Annotated in this window: 10 protein-coding genes; 6 read left to right on the top strand and 4 right to left on the bottom strand. The window is 68.9% G+C overall.

The window, feature by feature from the left end; translation table 11 throughout:
- The first annotated feature begins 385 nt into the window (after window positions 1–385).
- The 3 genes from JIM95_RS06720 to JIM95_RS06710 all read left to right on the top strand — a co-directional run bounded on the left by JIM95_RS06720 (window position 386) and on the right by JIM95_RS06710 (window position 6,166).
- Window positions 386–2,770, top strand: a complete 2,385-nt coding sequence (locus JIM95_RS06720; RefSeq protein ID WP_200255872.1) for an Ig-like domain repeat protein — start codon at window positions 386–388, stop codon at window positions 2,768–2,770.
- A 64-nt stretch (window positions 2,771–2,834) separates the two neighbouring features.
- Window positions 2,835–5,078 (top strand): Ig-like domain-containing protein, encoded by a 2,244-nt coding sequence (locus JIM95_RS06715; RefSeq protein WP_200255870.1) that lies wholly within the window; start codon window positions 2,835–2,837, stop codon window positions 5,076–5,078.
- A gap of 98 nt (window positions 5,079–5,176) precedes the next feature.
- Entirely contained in the window at window positions 5,177–6,166 is a 990-nt protein-coding gene (locus tag JIM95_RS06710) for a S66 family peptidase (protein WP_200255868.1), read from the top strand.
- Between the two features lie 73 nt (window positions 6,167–6,239).
- Here the strand turns inward: JIM95_RS06710 and trpS are convergent, their stop codons facing one another.
- A complete protein-coding gene (trpS, locus tag JIM95_RS06705; RefSeq protein ID WP_200255866.1) occupies window positions 6,240–7,280 on the bottom strand; it encodes a tryptophan--tRNA ligase in 1,041 nt (346 codons plus the stop codon).
- Window positions 7,281–7,423: 143 nt separating this feature from the next.
- The gene (locus tag JIM95_RS06700; protein WP_200255864.1) at window positions 7,424–8,032 is read right to left on the bottom strand and encodes a hypothetical protein; all 609 of its coding nucleotides are present in this window, start codon (window positions 8,030–8,032) and stop codon (window positions 7,424–7,426) included.
- 401 nt (window positions 8,033–8,433) lie between these two features.
- Between JIM95_RS06700 and JIM95_RS06695 the strand changes: the two genes are divergently transcribed.
- Window positions 8,434–11,715, top strand: coding sequence for a cobaltochelatase subunit CobN (locus JIM95_RS06695; RefSeq protein ID WP_200255862.1), 3,282 nt, complete (start codon window positions 8,434–8,436; stop codon window positions 11,713–11,715).
- Between the two features lie 23 nt (window positions 11,716–11,738).
- On the opposite strand, the gene JIM95_RS06690 is transcribed toward JIM95_RS06695, so the two are convergent.
- Together JIM95_RS06690 and JIM95_RS06685 are read right to left on the bottom strand one after the other, a co-directional pair.
- On the bottom strand, window positions 11,739–12,104 hold the full coding sequence (locus JIM95_RS06690; protein WP_234034349.1) for a hypothetical protein: 366 nt from the start codon (window positions 12,102–12,104) through the stop codon (window positions 11,739–11,741).
- Between the two features lie 21 nt (window positions 12,105–12,125).
- On the bottom strand, window positions 12,126–12,452 hold the full coding sequence (locus tag JIM95_RS06685) for an Abi family protein (RefSeq protein WP_234034348.1): 327 nt from the start codon (window positions 12,450–12,452) through the stop codon (window positions 12,126–12,128).
- A gap of 340 nt (window positions 12,453–12,792) precedes the next feature.
- On the opposite strand from JIM95_RS06685, the gene JIM95_RS06680 reads away from it, so the two are divergent.
- Window positions 12,793–13,701 carry a magnesium chelatase ATPase subunit I gene (locus JIM95_RS06680; RefSeq protein WP_248113256.1) on the top strand — a complete coding sequence of 303 codons (909 nt, stop codon included), beginning with the start codon at window positions 12,793–12,795 and terminating at the stop codon, window positions 13,699–13,701.
- Window positions 13,698–15,242, top strand: coding sequence for a VWA domain-containing protein (locus JIM95_RS11485; RefSeq protein ID WP_200255861.1), 1,545 nt, complete (start codon window positions 13,698–13,700; stop codon window positions 15,240–15,242). Before JIM95_RS06680 ends, JIM95_RS11485 begins: the two co-directional genes overlap by 4 nt.
- Window positions 15,243–15,253 lie beyond the last annotated feature (11 nt).

The following is a 15,253-nucleotide window of genomic DNA, read 5'->3' as shown; positions in this document are numbered from 1 at the left end:
CGACAAGGCGGCAATCAGCACAGCCACATTCCCCGGGCGGTCCGGGTCGACCACCCGGCCCGGGCCGCCCCGCCGTCATCCGCCGCCACCGGACCCTCCTGAACGGCGATGACCCGGGGCCACCGCGCCCTCGCCGTCGATCGACCACCGCCGGAGGCCCGGCACATCTCCGCGTGGCTGCCGCGCCACTCCACGAAGGCCGCAACGGAAGACCCGACGATGCTTCGCCGAGGCTACATTTCCTCAGCGTTAACACTGCTCTCATGGAAGATGAAGATTCCGTGTAACTTCTCCGCGAACCGATTTTCCGGGAATGCGCTGAGCATACTGGTTCCGTAGCCTCTCCCAGGGCCATTCCCCGATCCCCCGTTCAAGGAACACTTTCATGTCAAGATTCTCCCGTATCGCCACCGCAACCACGGTGTGCCTGGTCGGCAGTCTCCTGCTCGTACCGGGTGCGGCCGCCGCGGAGCACACCGTATCGACGAACATCCCCCTGACCTGCAAGGCCACCCCCAGCAAGTTCGCGGATCCCCAGGATTTCTCCACCGGCGACGACGGGGTCTCGGTGGACATCACCGCCCCCGAGACCGTCGGTGTCGGCGAGCATTTCACGGTCGAGCTCGCGATCAAGCCCGTGCAGATCAACGTCGGAGGGCTCTCCTACGGAGCCAGGATCGAGAGCGTCTCACGCATCAAACTCGATCTCGCGATCCCGGCGGGCCTCACCTACGTGGACAGCAGCCTCGACAGCAACGGATCCAATCTCGCCGGTTTCGCCGTCAAGCGGATCAACGAGTCGGGAACCGAGGACCCGAACGGTGGCCTTCTGCGGATCACCAGCGCGGACAACGCGACCGTAGGCAACGGGCCGAACACCAGCGGCACCGCAGCCGGTGGTGTCACGCACATCGTGCAGAACGACAGGCTCAACATGAAGTTACCCGTCGTGGCACTGAAGTTCCGGTCCGAGACACCCGGGTCGGCTGATCTCGGTGTCCGGACCGGCGGCAACGCAGCGAACTACGGTGCCGACGAGAACTTCCTCACGATGCTCGCGAAGATCAAGGCTCCCTTCGTCGGCACGCTGTGGGCCCCGACGCGGTGCACCCCGAGGCAGGACAAGGACGCCGCCCTCGCCCCGCAGGCCTCCGCACTCGCGTCGGTGCAGGTGGTCGACAACGGGCCCGCCGCTGAAACGGGCCTCACGGTCTCCGCCCCGGACGCGACCGCGGGCGTTCCCTCCACCGTCACGGCCCGGGTCAATCCCCCGGACGCCGCCGGTACCGTCAGGTTCTCCTCCGGTGACACCACGGTCGAGGCAACCGTGAACGACGGTACGGCCACCGCGGAACTCACCTTCCCGTCCATCGGCGTCCACGAACTCCGCACGGCCTTCACCCCGGCGAAGGCCCATCTGTTCGCCCCCTCGACCTCCACCACGCAGGTCCAGGTGGCGGGTCGGGACTCGCAGTTCGCGGTCACCGCACCCGACACCGCCCGAGCCGACTCGACGGTTGCGGTGCGGGCGACGACGAACGCGACCGCGACCGGTACCGTCACCTTCCGCCTCGGCGACAGTGATCCCGTCACCGTCCCACTGAACAACGGGCGCACGAGCGCTTCGCTCCCCGTGCCGTCTACCCCGGGAGCCGCTGAACTCACCGCCACCTACGCACCGGCCGAGGGTTCACTGTTCGCCGGTGCGGAGAAGCGTACGGAGATCACGGTCTCCAGCACCTCCTACACCGTCCTCACGCTGGAAGGACCGCAGGACACGGTCCGCCCCGGCGAGGAGGTCACCGTCACGGCCGAGCTTCAACCGGTCGTGGACACGACCGCAGCCGACGGTACCGTGGTGTTCAACGCCGACGGGCGGACGGTGACCGTCCCCGTCACGGACAACACCGCGACCTTCACCTTCGTCCCGGACCGCGAGGGATCCTTCACCGTCTCCGCGCGATACATCCCCGCTGATGCGTCCCAGACACCCGCGACGGCCGACACCACCGTCACCGCCGGAGCCACCTCGACATCGCTCGCACTCACCCCTCCGGAGCGGGTCCGCCCCTTCGAGGAAGCCACCTTCGGGGTCACGGTGTCCCCCGCCGCGGACGGCACCCTCACCGCGACCCACGGTGGCCGTACCACGACGGTCCCCGTCACCGCCGGCACCGCGGCACTCCCGATGACCTTCGCCCGCGGCGGCACACAACAGGTCACACTGCGCTTCACCCCCGCCGAGGGCTCGTCCGCGCAGCCCGCGACCCGCCCCTTCGACGTCGAGGTCACCGCCTCGAGCTACGAGTCCGTCACGGTCGGGATCGAGGCGGCCGCGACGGTCGCCGCCGACACTCCCCTCCCCCTCGCGATCACGGTGACCCCGGACAACGGTGACATCCGCGAGGTGTCCGGTTCGCTCTCCTTCTCCGTTGACGGCGAGCCTCTCATCGACTCCGACGGCAAGGCCGTCACGATGCCGGTCTCCGGGGGAAGGGCCGCGGTCGACCTCACCTTCGCCCGCGGTGGGGACCGTACCGTCACGGTCACCTTCACCGGCGACAACGGTGTCACCGCAACCGGCACCCACACCGTCACCGTCACCGGCGGCGAGCAGGAGGCGGGCGGCAGCTCGGACACCAGCATCAGTTCAGGCACGCAGACCGGCACGGAGGAGAACAGCCCCTTCGCTGCGCTGCTGGCCCTCCTCGCCCCCCTGTGGACGTGGCTGATCAACCTCTTCACCGGGTTCTCCGGTGGATCGTCCTAGCCACCATCCACCGCACACAGACAACGCTCCACCAGACGCACACTCCCGAGGAGAACCGAGAACCATGAAAGCCACCACACGCACAGCCACGGCCGCAGGGGCCGCCCTGTGCCTCCTGCTGGGGACAGCCCCGTCAGCGGCCGTCGCGGCTGAAACCGCGGACACCACCCGGTTCACCGAGGTCAGGTACACCTGCAAACTCGACGGAGCCACCTGGGGCAACAAGAAGCAGGACGTCTCCCTGAGCCCCGAAACGGTCACCGCCACCTACCCGGAGACCGTTGAACCGGGCGGTACCTTCACGATCACCCTCACACCCGGTGTGTGGCGCACCACCGAGAACGTCGGCCGGATCCGCTACGACATCGCGCTGCCCACGAACGGCACCGTCACCGGGCTCGAGCTCGCTGATACCGGAATGAACGTCGCGGGCACCGACGCCGATGTCTCGGTGATCCGGGTCAACGACAAGGGTCTGGAGGATCCGGCCGGAGGATTCGCCCGGATCTCCGCGGGCAACCTCACCATAGACAACGGCCCCAGGGCCGACAACGGCAACAACGCCGCCACGGGGCTCACCGCCCAGAAGGGCACCAGCTTCCGGCTACCCGCCGTGACTGTCACGATGACCGCCCCCACGGAACTCGGTGCAGTTATCACCACCGGACTGCGCAACGCCGGCACCACCGGTCGGACGTCGACGCTCTCCCTGCTCGAGGTGCGTCCGGGCTCCTTCTGGGGTTTCAACAACGACGCCGTGAACTGCACCGCGGATGCCGCCGGTTCACGACTGAGCACCACCACCGTGAGCCAGGTGGACACAACCACCGCCTTCGCCACCACCGATCCGATCGAACTGTCCTACGCCGATCCCCGGGTTCCGGAGGGCGCGCTGCGGGTCAACGTCACCCGTGCCGACGGAACGGGCGTTCCCCGGGGTCAGGTGAGGTTCACCGTCGGTGACCAGACCCGGGACATCGAGGTCACCGACGGCGTCGCCGAACTCACGGACTTCACGTTCCCCGTCCCGGAGGGCCGCGAGCCCGTCGTGCACACCGTGTCCGCGGCGTACACCGGCGTCGACGGGATCTTCAGGCCGTCCGCTGCGGCTCAGCCGGTCACGGTCACGGTCGCGCCCAAGGACCTCGAGGAGGTCCGTGGCACGATCTCCCTCGACGCCGTGGCCGACTACACCCGTCTCGTCGACGATCAGCTGTCCGTGGCCCTCACCGCGAAGGTCGGGGCCGAGAACGGGGCCGCCCTGCCGGAGGGCCTCACCGTCCACTTCCGCGAAGGTGACGTTGATCTCGGTACCTCGGAGGTCGTCAACGGCACCGCCACCTTCTCCGCTCCGGTGCCCAACGAGAAGAAGGAGCACTCCTTCACCGCGACCCTCGCCGAGCACACCACCGACACGGTGCACGTCGCCGGCGCCACGGCGAACGCCCAGGTCACCGTCGTTCCGGTCGCCTTCCCCACCCTCGATGTGGAGATCGACCCCGCCCAGGCGTCGCTCGGTGACACCGTGACCCTGCGGGCACACTACCGGGTGACCGGAGGGGAGCCCTCGGGCAGCGAGATCATCTTCCGCAGCAACGGTGTCCGCATCGGTACCGCCACCACCGACGGGGACGGGACCGCCGTCCTGACCCATCAGCTCCGCGGATCGGGCGAGTTCGTATTCACGGCCTTCGCCCCCGAGCGCACCGGAGAAGACGGGCGCCGCTACAGTGCGGCAGATTCCGCGGCCGTCCGCATCTCGGTCGAGGCTGCCGGGGCGCACGCCTCCTCGACCACGCTCAGCCGCACCCTCCCCGCGGGGGGAGACACAGTCGTGGCCGGTGAAGAGGCGGAGTTCACCGCCGCCGTCGACACCGACGGTACCCGGGTCGACGGAACGGTTTCGTTCTACAGCGGCGATGTCCTCCTGGGCACCGCGGAACTCGACCCCGACACGAAGACCGCGATCCTCCGGCACACGTTCACCACGCCGGGCGAGGTCACCGTTCACGCGGTGTTCAGCGGCGGGGTGGTCCGTACCGGCGTCGTCACCACCGCGACCTACGCTCCGTCCGAGTCCGAGCCCCTGACCGTCACCGTCGGCTCCCGCGACATCGTGGTCCCCGGCCCCGGTGGAGGGGACGACGATTCCGAGGGATCGAGCCTGCCCGAAGGTTCCTCCACGGGCGGAATCGGAACGCTGCTGCAGAGCCTGTTCAGTTTCCTGGGAATCACCTCCTTCACCGACATCCTCAGCAAGATCGTCAGTGCGATCCGGGACTTCATCAGCGGTCCCGGACAGGGCTGATCCCTTCCACGCCCTGTGGGTGGGGCCCGGCACAGTACCGTGCCGGGCCCCACATCCATTCACGGTCGGATCCCGGGGCGCAACATATACTGCCCTCCATGAGGATCGCCGTGCTCTCCCCCGCGTTCGCCGTACCCGCCGTGTTCCCGGGGATACACGAGCAGGCCATGAGGCGGATGCGGGAGCTCGGTTGGGAACCCGTCGAGTACCCGACGACGAGACAGCCCCATGCGTCCCCCGCGGACCGGGCGGCCGACATCCACGCGGCATTCGCCGATCCCTCGGTCGACGCCGTCTTCGCCACCATCGGAGGCAACGACCAGATCACAGTGATCCCGCATCTCGACGCCGACCTGATTGCGGCGCACCCGAAGCAGTTCTTCGGCTACAGCGACAACACCAACCTGCACAACTTCCTCCACGAACTGGGTATCCCCAGCGTTTACGGCGGTTCCACGCAGGTGCACCTGGGATCGGGCAGCGGCATCGACGACGCCCATCTCCGCACCCTGCGCGCCGCTCTCGCCGGTGACAGCATAGAACTGACCGCCCCCTCGTGGGGCGCGAGCGTGGGGATCAGCTGGGAGGATCCCCGATCACTCACCGAAGACGGCCCCCGCCACGCCCCGATCCCGTGGCAGTGGTCCGGCCCGGCGGAACGCGTCAGCGGCCGCACCTGGGGTGGATGCATCGAGGTGCTCAACCAGATCGCCATCGCCGGGCGACTGCCTGAACATATCGACGGCGCGGTGCTCCTGCTCGAGGCGTCCGAGGAGCTCACCCCGGCCGGGCGCATCAATGACATAGTGCGGGCGTTCGGCGAACGCGGCTTCCTCCGGCAGGCGGCGGGCATCCTCGTCGCCGCGCCGCCCACCACCAATGTCGAGGGACGCACCCTGGACCCGGACACCTGGCGCGACACCGTGCTGGGCACCATCAATCACTATGCCCCGCACGCGGTGTGCTGCTTCGGGGTTCCTTTCGGCCACACCCTGCCCCAACTGGTCGTACCCTACGGCGGGCGTGTCACCCTCGACGGGCGGCAACAGCGCATCCGGGCGCACTACGAGGTCGCCGGGCAGCACTGACCCCCGCAACGCGAACGACGGCCGCGAACCTCCGGGAGGCACGGCCGTCGATACGCTGATGCGCAGTGCTGCGCTAGGTGCGGCGCAGGAACCCGATGTTCTCGTACACGTCCGCGAGCGTGCGGGAGGCGATCTCGCGGGCACGGTCCGCGCCCTGGGCGAGCACGCGCTCCAGCTCCGCACGGTCCGACATGTACATGTCGTACTTCGCGCGCAGCGGGGTGACGAACGCCTCGAGGGCCTCGGCGGTGTCCTTCTTCAGGTCGCCGTAACCGCGGCCCTCGTAGCCAGTCACGAGATCATCGATGCCGGTTCCGGTGAGCCCCGACTGGATCACCAGGAGGTTGGACACGCCCGGCTTGTTGTCCTTGTCGAAGCGGATCTCACCGTCGTTGTCGGTGACGGCACTGCGGATGCGCTTGGCGGAGACCTTCGGGTCATCGAGCAGGTTGATCAGGCCCTTGGGGTTGTCCCCGGACTTGCTCATCTTCGATGTCGGGTCCTGCAGATCGTAGATCTTCGACGCACCGGTCGGGATGAATCCCTCCGGCACCGGGAACGTCTTCCTGAACCGGCCGTTGAACCGCTCCGCGAGGTTGCGGGTGAGCTCCAGGTGCTGCCGCTGGTCCTCTCCCACGGGCACGAACTGCGGACGGTAGAGCAGGATGTCCGCGGCCATGAGCATCGGGTAGGCGAACAGTCCGGCGGAGGTGCGGTCCGCGCCCCGCTTGGTGGACTTGTCCTTGAACTGGGTCATGCGGGAGGCCTCACCGAAGCCGGTCAGACAGGTGAGCACCCACGCGAGTTCCGCGTGTTCCGGAACATGGGACTGCACGAACAGGCTCGACTTCTCCGGGTCGATGCCGAGGGCGAGGAGCTGGGCGGCGCCGCCGACGGTGCGGGCGCGCAGCTCCTTCGGATCCTGGTCGACGGTGATGGCGTGGAGATCCGGGATGAAGTAGAACGCCTCGAACTCGTCCTGGAGGTTGATCCACTGCTTCAGCGCACCCAGGTAATTGCCCAGGTGGTAGGAGTCGGCGGTCGGCTGGATGCCGGACAGCACACGCTGTCTCGTGGTGGGTCGGTCCTGCCCGGAGGCGTTCTGTTCACTCATGGGAACCACTGTAGTCCGGGCCGGTTTCCGGGCTCAACGGAAGGTGCCGGTCGATGTTTCCCGAATTTCGACGCGCGCCGAATCCGGTCATCCCCGGATTCCCGTCCCGCCACCGCGGGGTCGGTACCGGCCGGGGTGGGTCGTCAGTCCGCCGTCACCCCGGGGCTGAGTCGACGACGCAGGGAGGTGGTGAACCTCTGGGAGAGCTTGAATGACTGGGTCGGCAGCTGTCCGCTGGCGGGGATGACGAGGAACATCATCTGCCGTACGTAGCTGTACTCCTCGACGGTGAAGGTCACGGTCGCGCGACCCGGGGAAGTGGCCGCGTAGTCGATCCGGTACCGGTCGAGCCCGGTCCCGACGATGTCGCTGAGCTCGTACCAGATGCTCTCGTCACTCTCACCGACCCGATCCAGTTTGATCCCCGACTTCCGGAGAACGTCAGCGGATTCCTCGGCCGCCTCGGACACCTCGTCGAACGTGAGGGACGTCTCCTCGTAGAACTCCACCAGCTCGTACTTCTTCGCCAGGGACATGAATGTGGTTCCCTCGAACCGGTCATCGACCCCTTCTGCAGGGATGGTCGCCTCATAGGCTGTTCTCGCCTTCAGGGCCATACCCCCGAAGATGGCGGCCACCAACAGTGCCATCACGATGTCGCCGTCCTTCAGACAGAGCAGGACGAAGATAGCCCCGATCCCGGAGACCCCGTAGAAAACCCACTTCAATACCTGATTGATGGCCTGATTCATGACGATCCTCAGCGGGGAATTCCCCTGTCTGCTGCTGCATGGATCCACGACAGGGCGGCGACACGCTCCCGGAGATCCCCCAGGGGGAACACCGGGAGACGGCGCGAAAAGCGCCCGACCGGCGGATTGTGGTTCATCACCGAGTCAACGCCGATTCCCCGGTACCGACAATCGGGTGGCCCCGATCAGGTTCACCTGTAGGAGATCTCGAGCCATTTCTCACCAGTACTTTTCCGACATCCGCCGGGCTGGTCCTTACTCATCGACGGTATCCAGCGGAACACCATCCACCGGCTCCCGCGGGATCCTGAACTGCAGCTCATGCCCGCGGCACCGGAGCGCTAGAGTGGGTACCGTCCTCCCGCCCCGACCTCGTCCCCGCCCACGGAGCCGCACCACACATGACCACCACCATCGTCGCCTGGGGTTTCACCGGCCCGGCGCTACTGACCATCGGACGCGCCGCCGACGAGCTGGACCGGGAGCACGACATCCGCCTGATCCGCGTGCCCCTCGACGAGGACCTGCCCCCGGAAGCGGACGTCGTGTGGGTGCAGGGCGCGATGAATCCGATGCTCGGCGAACGGATCCTCGCCGCGGTTGGTGGACGGCCCCTGTTCTCGTCCCCGCCCGTGGCGCAGTCCCTCCAGATCGCCACGGCACACGGCACCGGGATGGGGCGTCCGCCGAGAAATCCCTCACCGGAGGCCCGGATCGCACTCGCGCTGCGCCTGGTCACGCCGGGTCGTCTGGTGCACGCGGGTCGACTGTCGGCCCTGGTCGCGGGGCACACCGATGTCGACCCGGGGCCGATGCCCGACGACATCCCCCGGGGCATCTTCGACACCGGTCGCGGGCCCGAGCACCCGGTGGGTACCTGCGGGATCATCGGCACGGGTCTGAACGTCGCCGCGGGCGACGCCGACTATCTGCGCACCATCGCCCGCGTCCTCAACAGTCTGGACGTCGCCACCTGCACATGGCTCGGTTCCCCGGAGGACATGCCGGGCGACATGAAGAACCGGGTGGACGTGTGGCTGAATCTCACCGGCTTCACCGCCTGCGGCAACCACGGTGCCCCCGCCACGGACAAGGGCACCGCACTCGCGGAGGAGACGGACGCGCAGCTGCTCACCCCGGTCCCCCTGCAGCGCGGCACGCTGTCGGACTGGCGCGCGGACCCCGGGCCGGTGGGCCTGTGGCCCGCGGCGGTGAGCATGAACATCGCCGTGCCCGAGCTCGAGGGCGCAACGGTGCCCTGGGTGTTCATGGGCCGCGACGTGGACACGAACCACCTCACCCCGGACGACACGGCGATCGCGCGCCTGGCGGAACGGGTGCGGCGCACCATCGACCTACGCCGGGCACGACCCGCCGACCGGAAGGTCTCGGTGACGATCTTCGGCTACGACGGCGACGGCACCGTCGGCACCGCCGCCCAGCTCGACGTCTTCGCCTCCCTCCACGCGCTCCTGCGCCGACTGAAGGAGGAGGGCTACACCGTCGAGGTACCGGACACCGTCGAGGAACTGACGGACATCCTCGTCGGCGACGGCGCCGGCGGGGCACGCTCGCAGGCCAGCGAACTCGCCCGGTGGCGGGCAACCGATTACGCGAGGGTGCTGGGTGAGCACGCCGCGCGTATCGACGGCCCCTGGGGACGACTGCCCGGCACCGTGGACACCGACGGCCGCGACCTGATCATCCGGGGAGCCCGCTTCGGCAACGTCATCGTCGGCGTGCAACCGCAGTTCGGGGACGTGTCAGACCCGGCCGAACTGCTCATGGCGAACGACTCCACGCCGTCGCACAGTTTCGCCGCCTACTACCTGTGGCTGGAACACGTCTTCGGCCACGACGTGATGCTGCACTTCGGCACACACGGCGCACTCGAGTTCATGCCCGGTCGCCAGACCGGACTCGCCGCCGCCGACTGGCCGGTCCTGCTCACCGGCTCGGTACCGCACCACTACCTGTACGTGATGGCCAACCCCGGCGAGGGCACCATCGCGAAACGACGCTCAGCGGCGAGCCTCATCACCTACCTCACCCCACCGCTGGCGGACGCCGGTCTCTACGGCGCGCTGGACGAACTGGCCGAGCTTCTCGACGCCCATCTGTCCTCCGGCAGGGGAGCGGGACCGGTGCCGCGGGAGATCATCGACGCCGCTCTCCGCGCCGACTTCACCGTGGAGCAGGCGCAGGATCCGGCCGAGCTGCGGCGCGAACTGGAACGGGTGCGCCGCTCCCCCATCGCCCTCGGTCTGCACACCGTGGGCCGTCCGATGGAGCAGCGGCAGACGGCCCGCTCCCTGGAGCTCGCCGCCACCTACCTCGCGGACACCGGCGAGGCGGAGCGCACGGCGATCCTCGCCGACCTGGAGGAGAAGCTGCAGTCCAACACCGAACTGGACGCACTGGTCCGGGTCCTCGCCGGCGGATACACCCCACCGGTCGTCGGCGGCGACCCGGCGCGCCGCCCCGACGCCCTGCCGACGGGGCGGAACCTGCACGCCATCGACCCCGTCTCCGTCCCCTCCGCCTCCGCCATCGCGCGGGGCAGGAAGACCGCGGAGCAGCTCATCGCCGCACACGTCGACGCGCACGGGAGCTTTCCGGAGTCGGTGGCGATCGTGCTGTGGGGCATCGACAACATCAAGACCGGCGGCGAGGGCATCGCCCAAGCGTTCGCGCTGCTCGGCGTGGAACCGGTCGCCGGACCCCGGGGCCGCGTGGACACCTTCCGCATCCTCTCCCCCGAGGATCTGGGGCGCCCGCGGGTGGATGTGGTGTGCACCCTGTCCGGCGTGTGCCGCGACGTGCTGCCGCAGCCTGTGCAGCTCCTCGACGAAGCGGTGCGCGCCGTCGCGGCACTCGACGAACCCGACGAACTCAATCCCCTGGCGGCCCACACCCGCGCCCACGCCGAGGAGACGGACACCACCGCGGTGGAGGCCGCGACCCGGATCTTCTCCGCTGCGGCCGGGTCCTACGGCACCGGGGTGAACAAACTGGTGCAGGCCGGCGACTGGGACGGTGGGGAGGATCTCGCCGAGATGTACCTGACCCGCATGGGCCACGCCTGGGGCACCGGCGCCGACGGCGCGGATGCGGGCGCGGTCCTGCGGAAGGTGCTCGGCACCGTCGACGCGACCTTCCAGAATGTCGACTCGGCCGAGACCTCCATCGCCGGAATCGACCACTACTTCGAGTTCCTCGGCGGGGTGACCGGTGCGATCACCCAGCTCAGGGGCGACGCCCCGGCGTCCTTCGTCTCCCAGTCGTGGGCGGCCGACATCAACGTCGGCACGCTCCGCGACGCGATGCAGCTCGAATCACGCACCCGGTTGCTCAACCCGAAGTGGATCGAGGGGCAGCTCGCCCACGGCTACGCCGGAGTCGCGCAGGTTCGGACCCGGCTCGAGAACACCTTCGGTATGCAGGCCACCACCGGCACCGTCGACGGCTGGGTCTTCGACCGCGCCGCAGAGAATCTCCTCCTCGACGAGGACGTGCGCGGGCGCATGCAGCGGGCCAACCCCGCGGCGGTGAACTCCATGACCAACCGCCTGCTCGAGGCCGCCGACCGGGGACTGTGGGACGCCGACCGGGACACGCTCGACCGGTTGGAGGACATCGCCGACCAGCTGGACGGGGTGCTGGAGGGTATCGAGGAGGTGTGAGCGGGGACGACGCCGGGAGACCGTCATGGCTTGGCGTCAAGTATCTCCCGCACCCTGGAGCGGTAACTGAGGAACGTGTGCAGGTCCCGGTCGAGCATCGCAGCCAGATGCATGGTGTCCTCGTGTACCTCCCTCGCGGTCACCCGCACCCGCTGCCCCGGTAGGGGAAACCCGTTGATCAACGGCTCGTGGTGGGCGACCCTGTTACGGAGTTCGTTGCCCCTGCTGACAACGGCGAAGGCGTACTCCCGGTTCCGGTGTTGATTCTCGGCCCTCGCCAGGGCACGACCTCCGGGAAAAGCCTTGTCGAGAACACCACGCCACAGCACCTCGTAATCGCATCTGATCCGCCGTGGTTTCTTTCCCGTGTAGCTCCCTGCGTCGAGCAATCCACGCCAGAAACCGCACATTCACTGTGCGACGAGCCTGTCCGCGGTCTTCTCTCCCGTGATTCTCCGCCAGGCTGTGCTGAGGGTGTTCGGGGACCGGTCATCGAGTGGCATGTCTGTGTTCCTGTACCACTCACAGCCCCATTCATCCTTCAGTCGGGCGGACATCGCGTTGCGCAACGCCACCTCGAGAATCGCGAGGTCCGCGAAGAAGGCCGCCGTCAGCTCACGGTCCCACAGGTACAGTGCCCGTGCCCGATCACTGTCCCCCTCGGCGGCAACCACGTAGGTTCCCATCCGCACCGGTCCGATCGACCGGTCCAGTGCGACCCTGTGTTCAGGCAGCATGTCCACTTGACTCAACCTCCAGAATCGGAGTAGCCTTTCTGACGCAGTCCCCAGCGCACGCCTCTGCCGAACCCGAGTCGGTATGCAGCTGGGGTTTCTTTTTGTCCAGTGCAGATCAGCAGGTCTGAAGCGTCTCCCACCTCCATGGAGACCGCGAGGGGGACGGCGTGGTACCCCGGCTGCCCGGTGACCGCCTGTGATCACACTTCACGCAGCTCACGGCAACGGGCGTTCCCAGGGGATGCCGGTGCACATGGCAGCGTGACGACCGGAGCCACGATTCCCCCGGCGAGGTACCCTGATTCCGTACATCGCCGTCCGCCGACAAGGAGCCCGACCAGTGCCCACCTACCCGTTCACCGGAATCGTCGGCCAGGACGAGATGAAGACCGCCCTGCTGCTGTGTGCCGTGGATCCACTGATCGGGGGCGTGCTCGCGCTCGGCGACCGGGGCACCGGGAAGACCACCACGGTGCGTGCCCTCGGAGCCCTTCTGGAACGGGCGGGGCTGGACACCCCGGTGGTGGACATGCCACTGGGTGTGACGGAGGACCGGGTGATCGGGTCCCTCGACATCGACGCCGCCCTCGCCCGCGGGGAGACGAGGTTCCGCCCGGGACTGCTGGCTGACGCACACGGCGGGTTCCTCTACATCGACGAGATCAACCTGCTCGACGACCACCTGGTGGACGTGCTCCTCGATGTCGCGGCGTCCGGGGTGAACATCGTGGAGCGTGAGGGCGTGTCACACACCCATCCGGCGCGCTTCGTGCTCGTGGGATCGGGAAATCCGGAGGAGGGGGATCTGCGGCCGCAGCTGCAGGACCGGTTCGGGTTGGCGACGTGGGTCACCACCATCACCGATCCCGCGGTCCGTCTGGAGATCGTGCGCAACCGCCTGGCGTTCGACCGTGACCCGGATTCCTTCCTGGAGTCCGTGTCCGCCCGGCAGGGTGAGCTGGGTGGGCGGGTGGTGGCCGCCCGCGGCCTGCTGCCCGATGTGACGCTCGATGACGGGCTGCTGGCACGGATCATCGAGGTCTGTGCCGCCGCGGGCACCGTCGGGCACCGGGCTGAACTCGTGGTCAGCCGGACGGCCGCGGCGCACGCCGCGCTCGAGTCCAGGGCCTCGGTCGAGGAGCGGGACGTGCGCGCCGTCGCGAGGCTGTGTCTGCGGCACCGTGTCGCCCGCGAGGCCTTCGAGACGCCCGCGGACGTGGAGGAACGGCTGGATTCGGTGCTGGCGTGATCTCCTCCGATCTGTGCCGTTGGCTGGATGCCTGGGCCCGTGCACCGCGGGTGGGGCTGGTGGTCACCGGGGACCCGGCTCTCGTCGACGCCGCCTGGCCGACGCTCCGGGAACTCGCCGGTGGCGTGTCGGTCACGCCCGGGATGGAGCTGCCCGAGATCAACCGGACCACCCGGACCGCACGGACCGCGGTGGTGGCCCACGGTGACGTGCTCTCCACGGAGCAGGCCGCCGCGATCATGAGCCCCCGGGTGCTCGTGCGTGCGGCGGATCTGACCGAGGTTCCGGGTGCGCTGATGGACCGTTGCCACCTGATCCTCCCGTTGACGGACGACGGTGGCGGTGACCCGGTCGCGGTGCTCCGTTCGCTGCTCGACGGCGCCGACGTATTCGGGGAAATGACCGCAGGTGGTTCTCCCCGTGTCGAGGTGCCGGTCGAGCGGATCGTGGGCCTTCTCACCGCGGCCGGGCTGGCGGCCCACTGCCTCGACGTCCCGACCACGCGTTTCGCCGCGGCGCTCGCCCGGACCGGAGTGGATGAGGAGGAGATCCTGTCCGCGGTCCACGCGCTGATCATCACACCCCGGGTGCCGGACTCCCCGCCGCCGCAGCAGCCGCCCCCGCCGGACCGGCAACCGGACAAGCCCACAGAGGAACCGGAGCCTCCGGAAGACACGGAGCCGGATCAGGAACCGGAGGAGAAACCGGAACCGCCGCGTCCCCGGAACCGGGAGGAACCGCCACAGGACGCCGACGGGGAGGAGTCCCCGCCCCCACCACCGCGACTCGGCCGGGGGCGGGCCCGCGGACCGCGCTGGCCGGGCGGTGGGGGCGCGCTCGAGCCCTCCCGGACTCGCGGGCGCTCGCGCCGCTCCGTGGCGATGCGGAACCCGGGTGAGTCCCTGGCACTGTTGCCGACGCTCGCGACCGCGGCCCCCTGGCAGCCTGTCCGGCGACGCGCGAACCCGGACGATCCCCGCGGTGTACTCCTGGAACGGGACGATCTGCGCACCCAGGTGCGCCTGTCCCGGGGCGGCGAGCTGGTCGTCATCGTCGTCGACGCGTCGGGGTCGATGGGCGTCGGGGCGATCCGCACGGCGAAGGCGGTGGCACTGGGTGTGCTGGAACAGGGCTACCGGCAGCGGAACCGGGTGGCGATTGTCATCGCCCGCGGCCGGGATGCCTACGTCGGGCTTCCTCCGACGAAGTCCGTGTCCCGCGCCCGCGACTGCGTGCGTTCACTTCCGACCGGTGGCGGCACACCGTTGGCGTCGGCCCTGCTGCTGGCGGCCCGGATCGCCGGAAGGCAGGATCCCGAACGGATCCGCGCGCTGATCCTCACGGACGGTGCCGCGAACGTCGGTCTCCACACGACGGGAAAGGAGGCCGCCCGCGCGGATGCCGTGCGGGCCATACGGTTGCTCGCAGCCGCGGTCAGCGCCGTCGACGTCGTTCCGCTGAACGCGGGTCGGGGACGGCGGCGCCGCCGGCGGCCCGGCGCCGGGGACATCGGGTGGCTGCGGGCGGCCGTGGGAACATGAGCCAGCGGTGC

Source organism: Corynebacterium antarcticum (genome assembly GCF_016595285.2).
Taxonomy (GTDB): Bacteria; Actinomycetota; Actinomycetes; order Mycobacteriales; family Mycobacteriaceae; genus Corynebacterium; species Corynebacterium antarcticum.
This window is presented reverse-complemented; position numbering and strand designations above follow the sequence as displayed.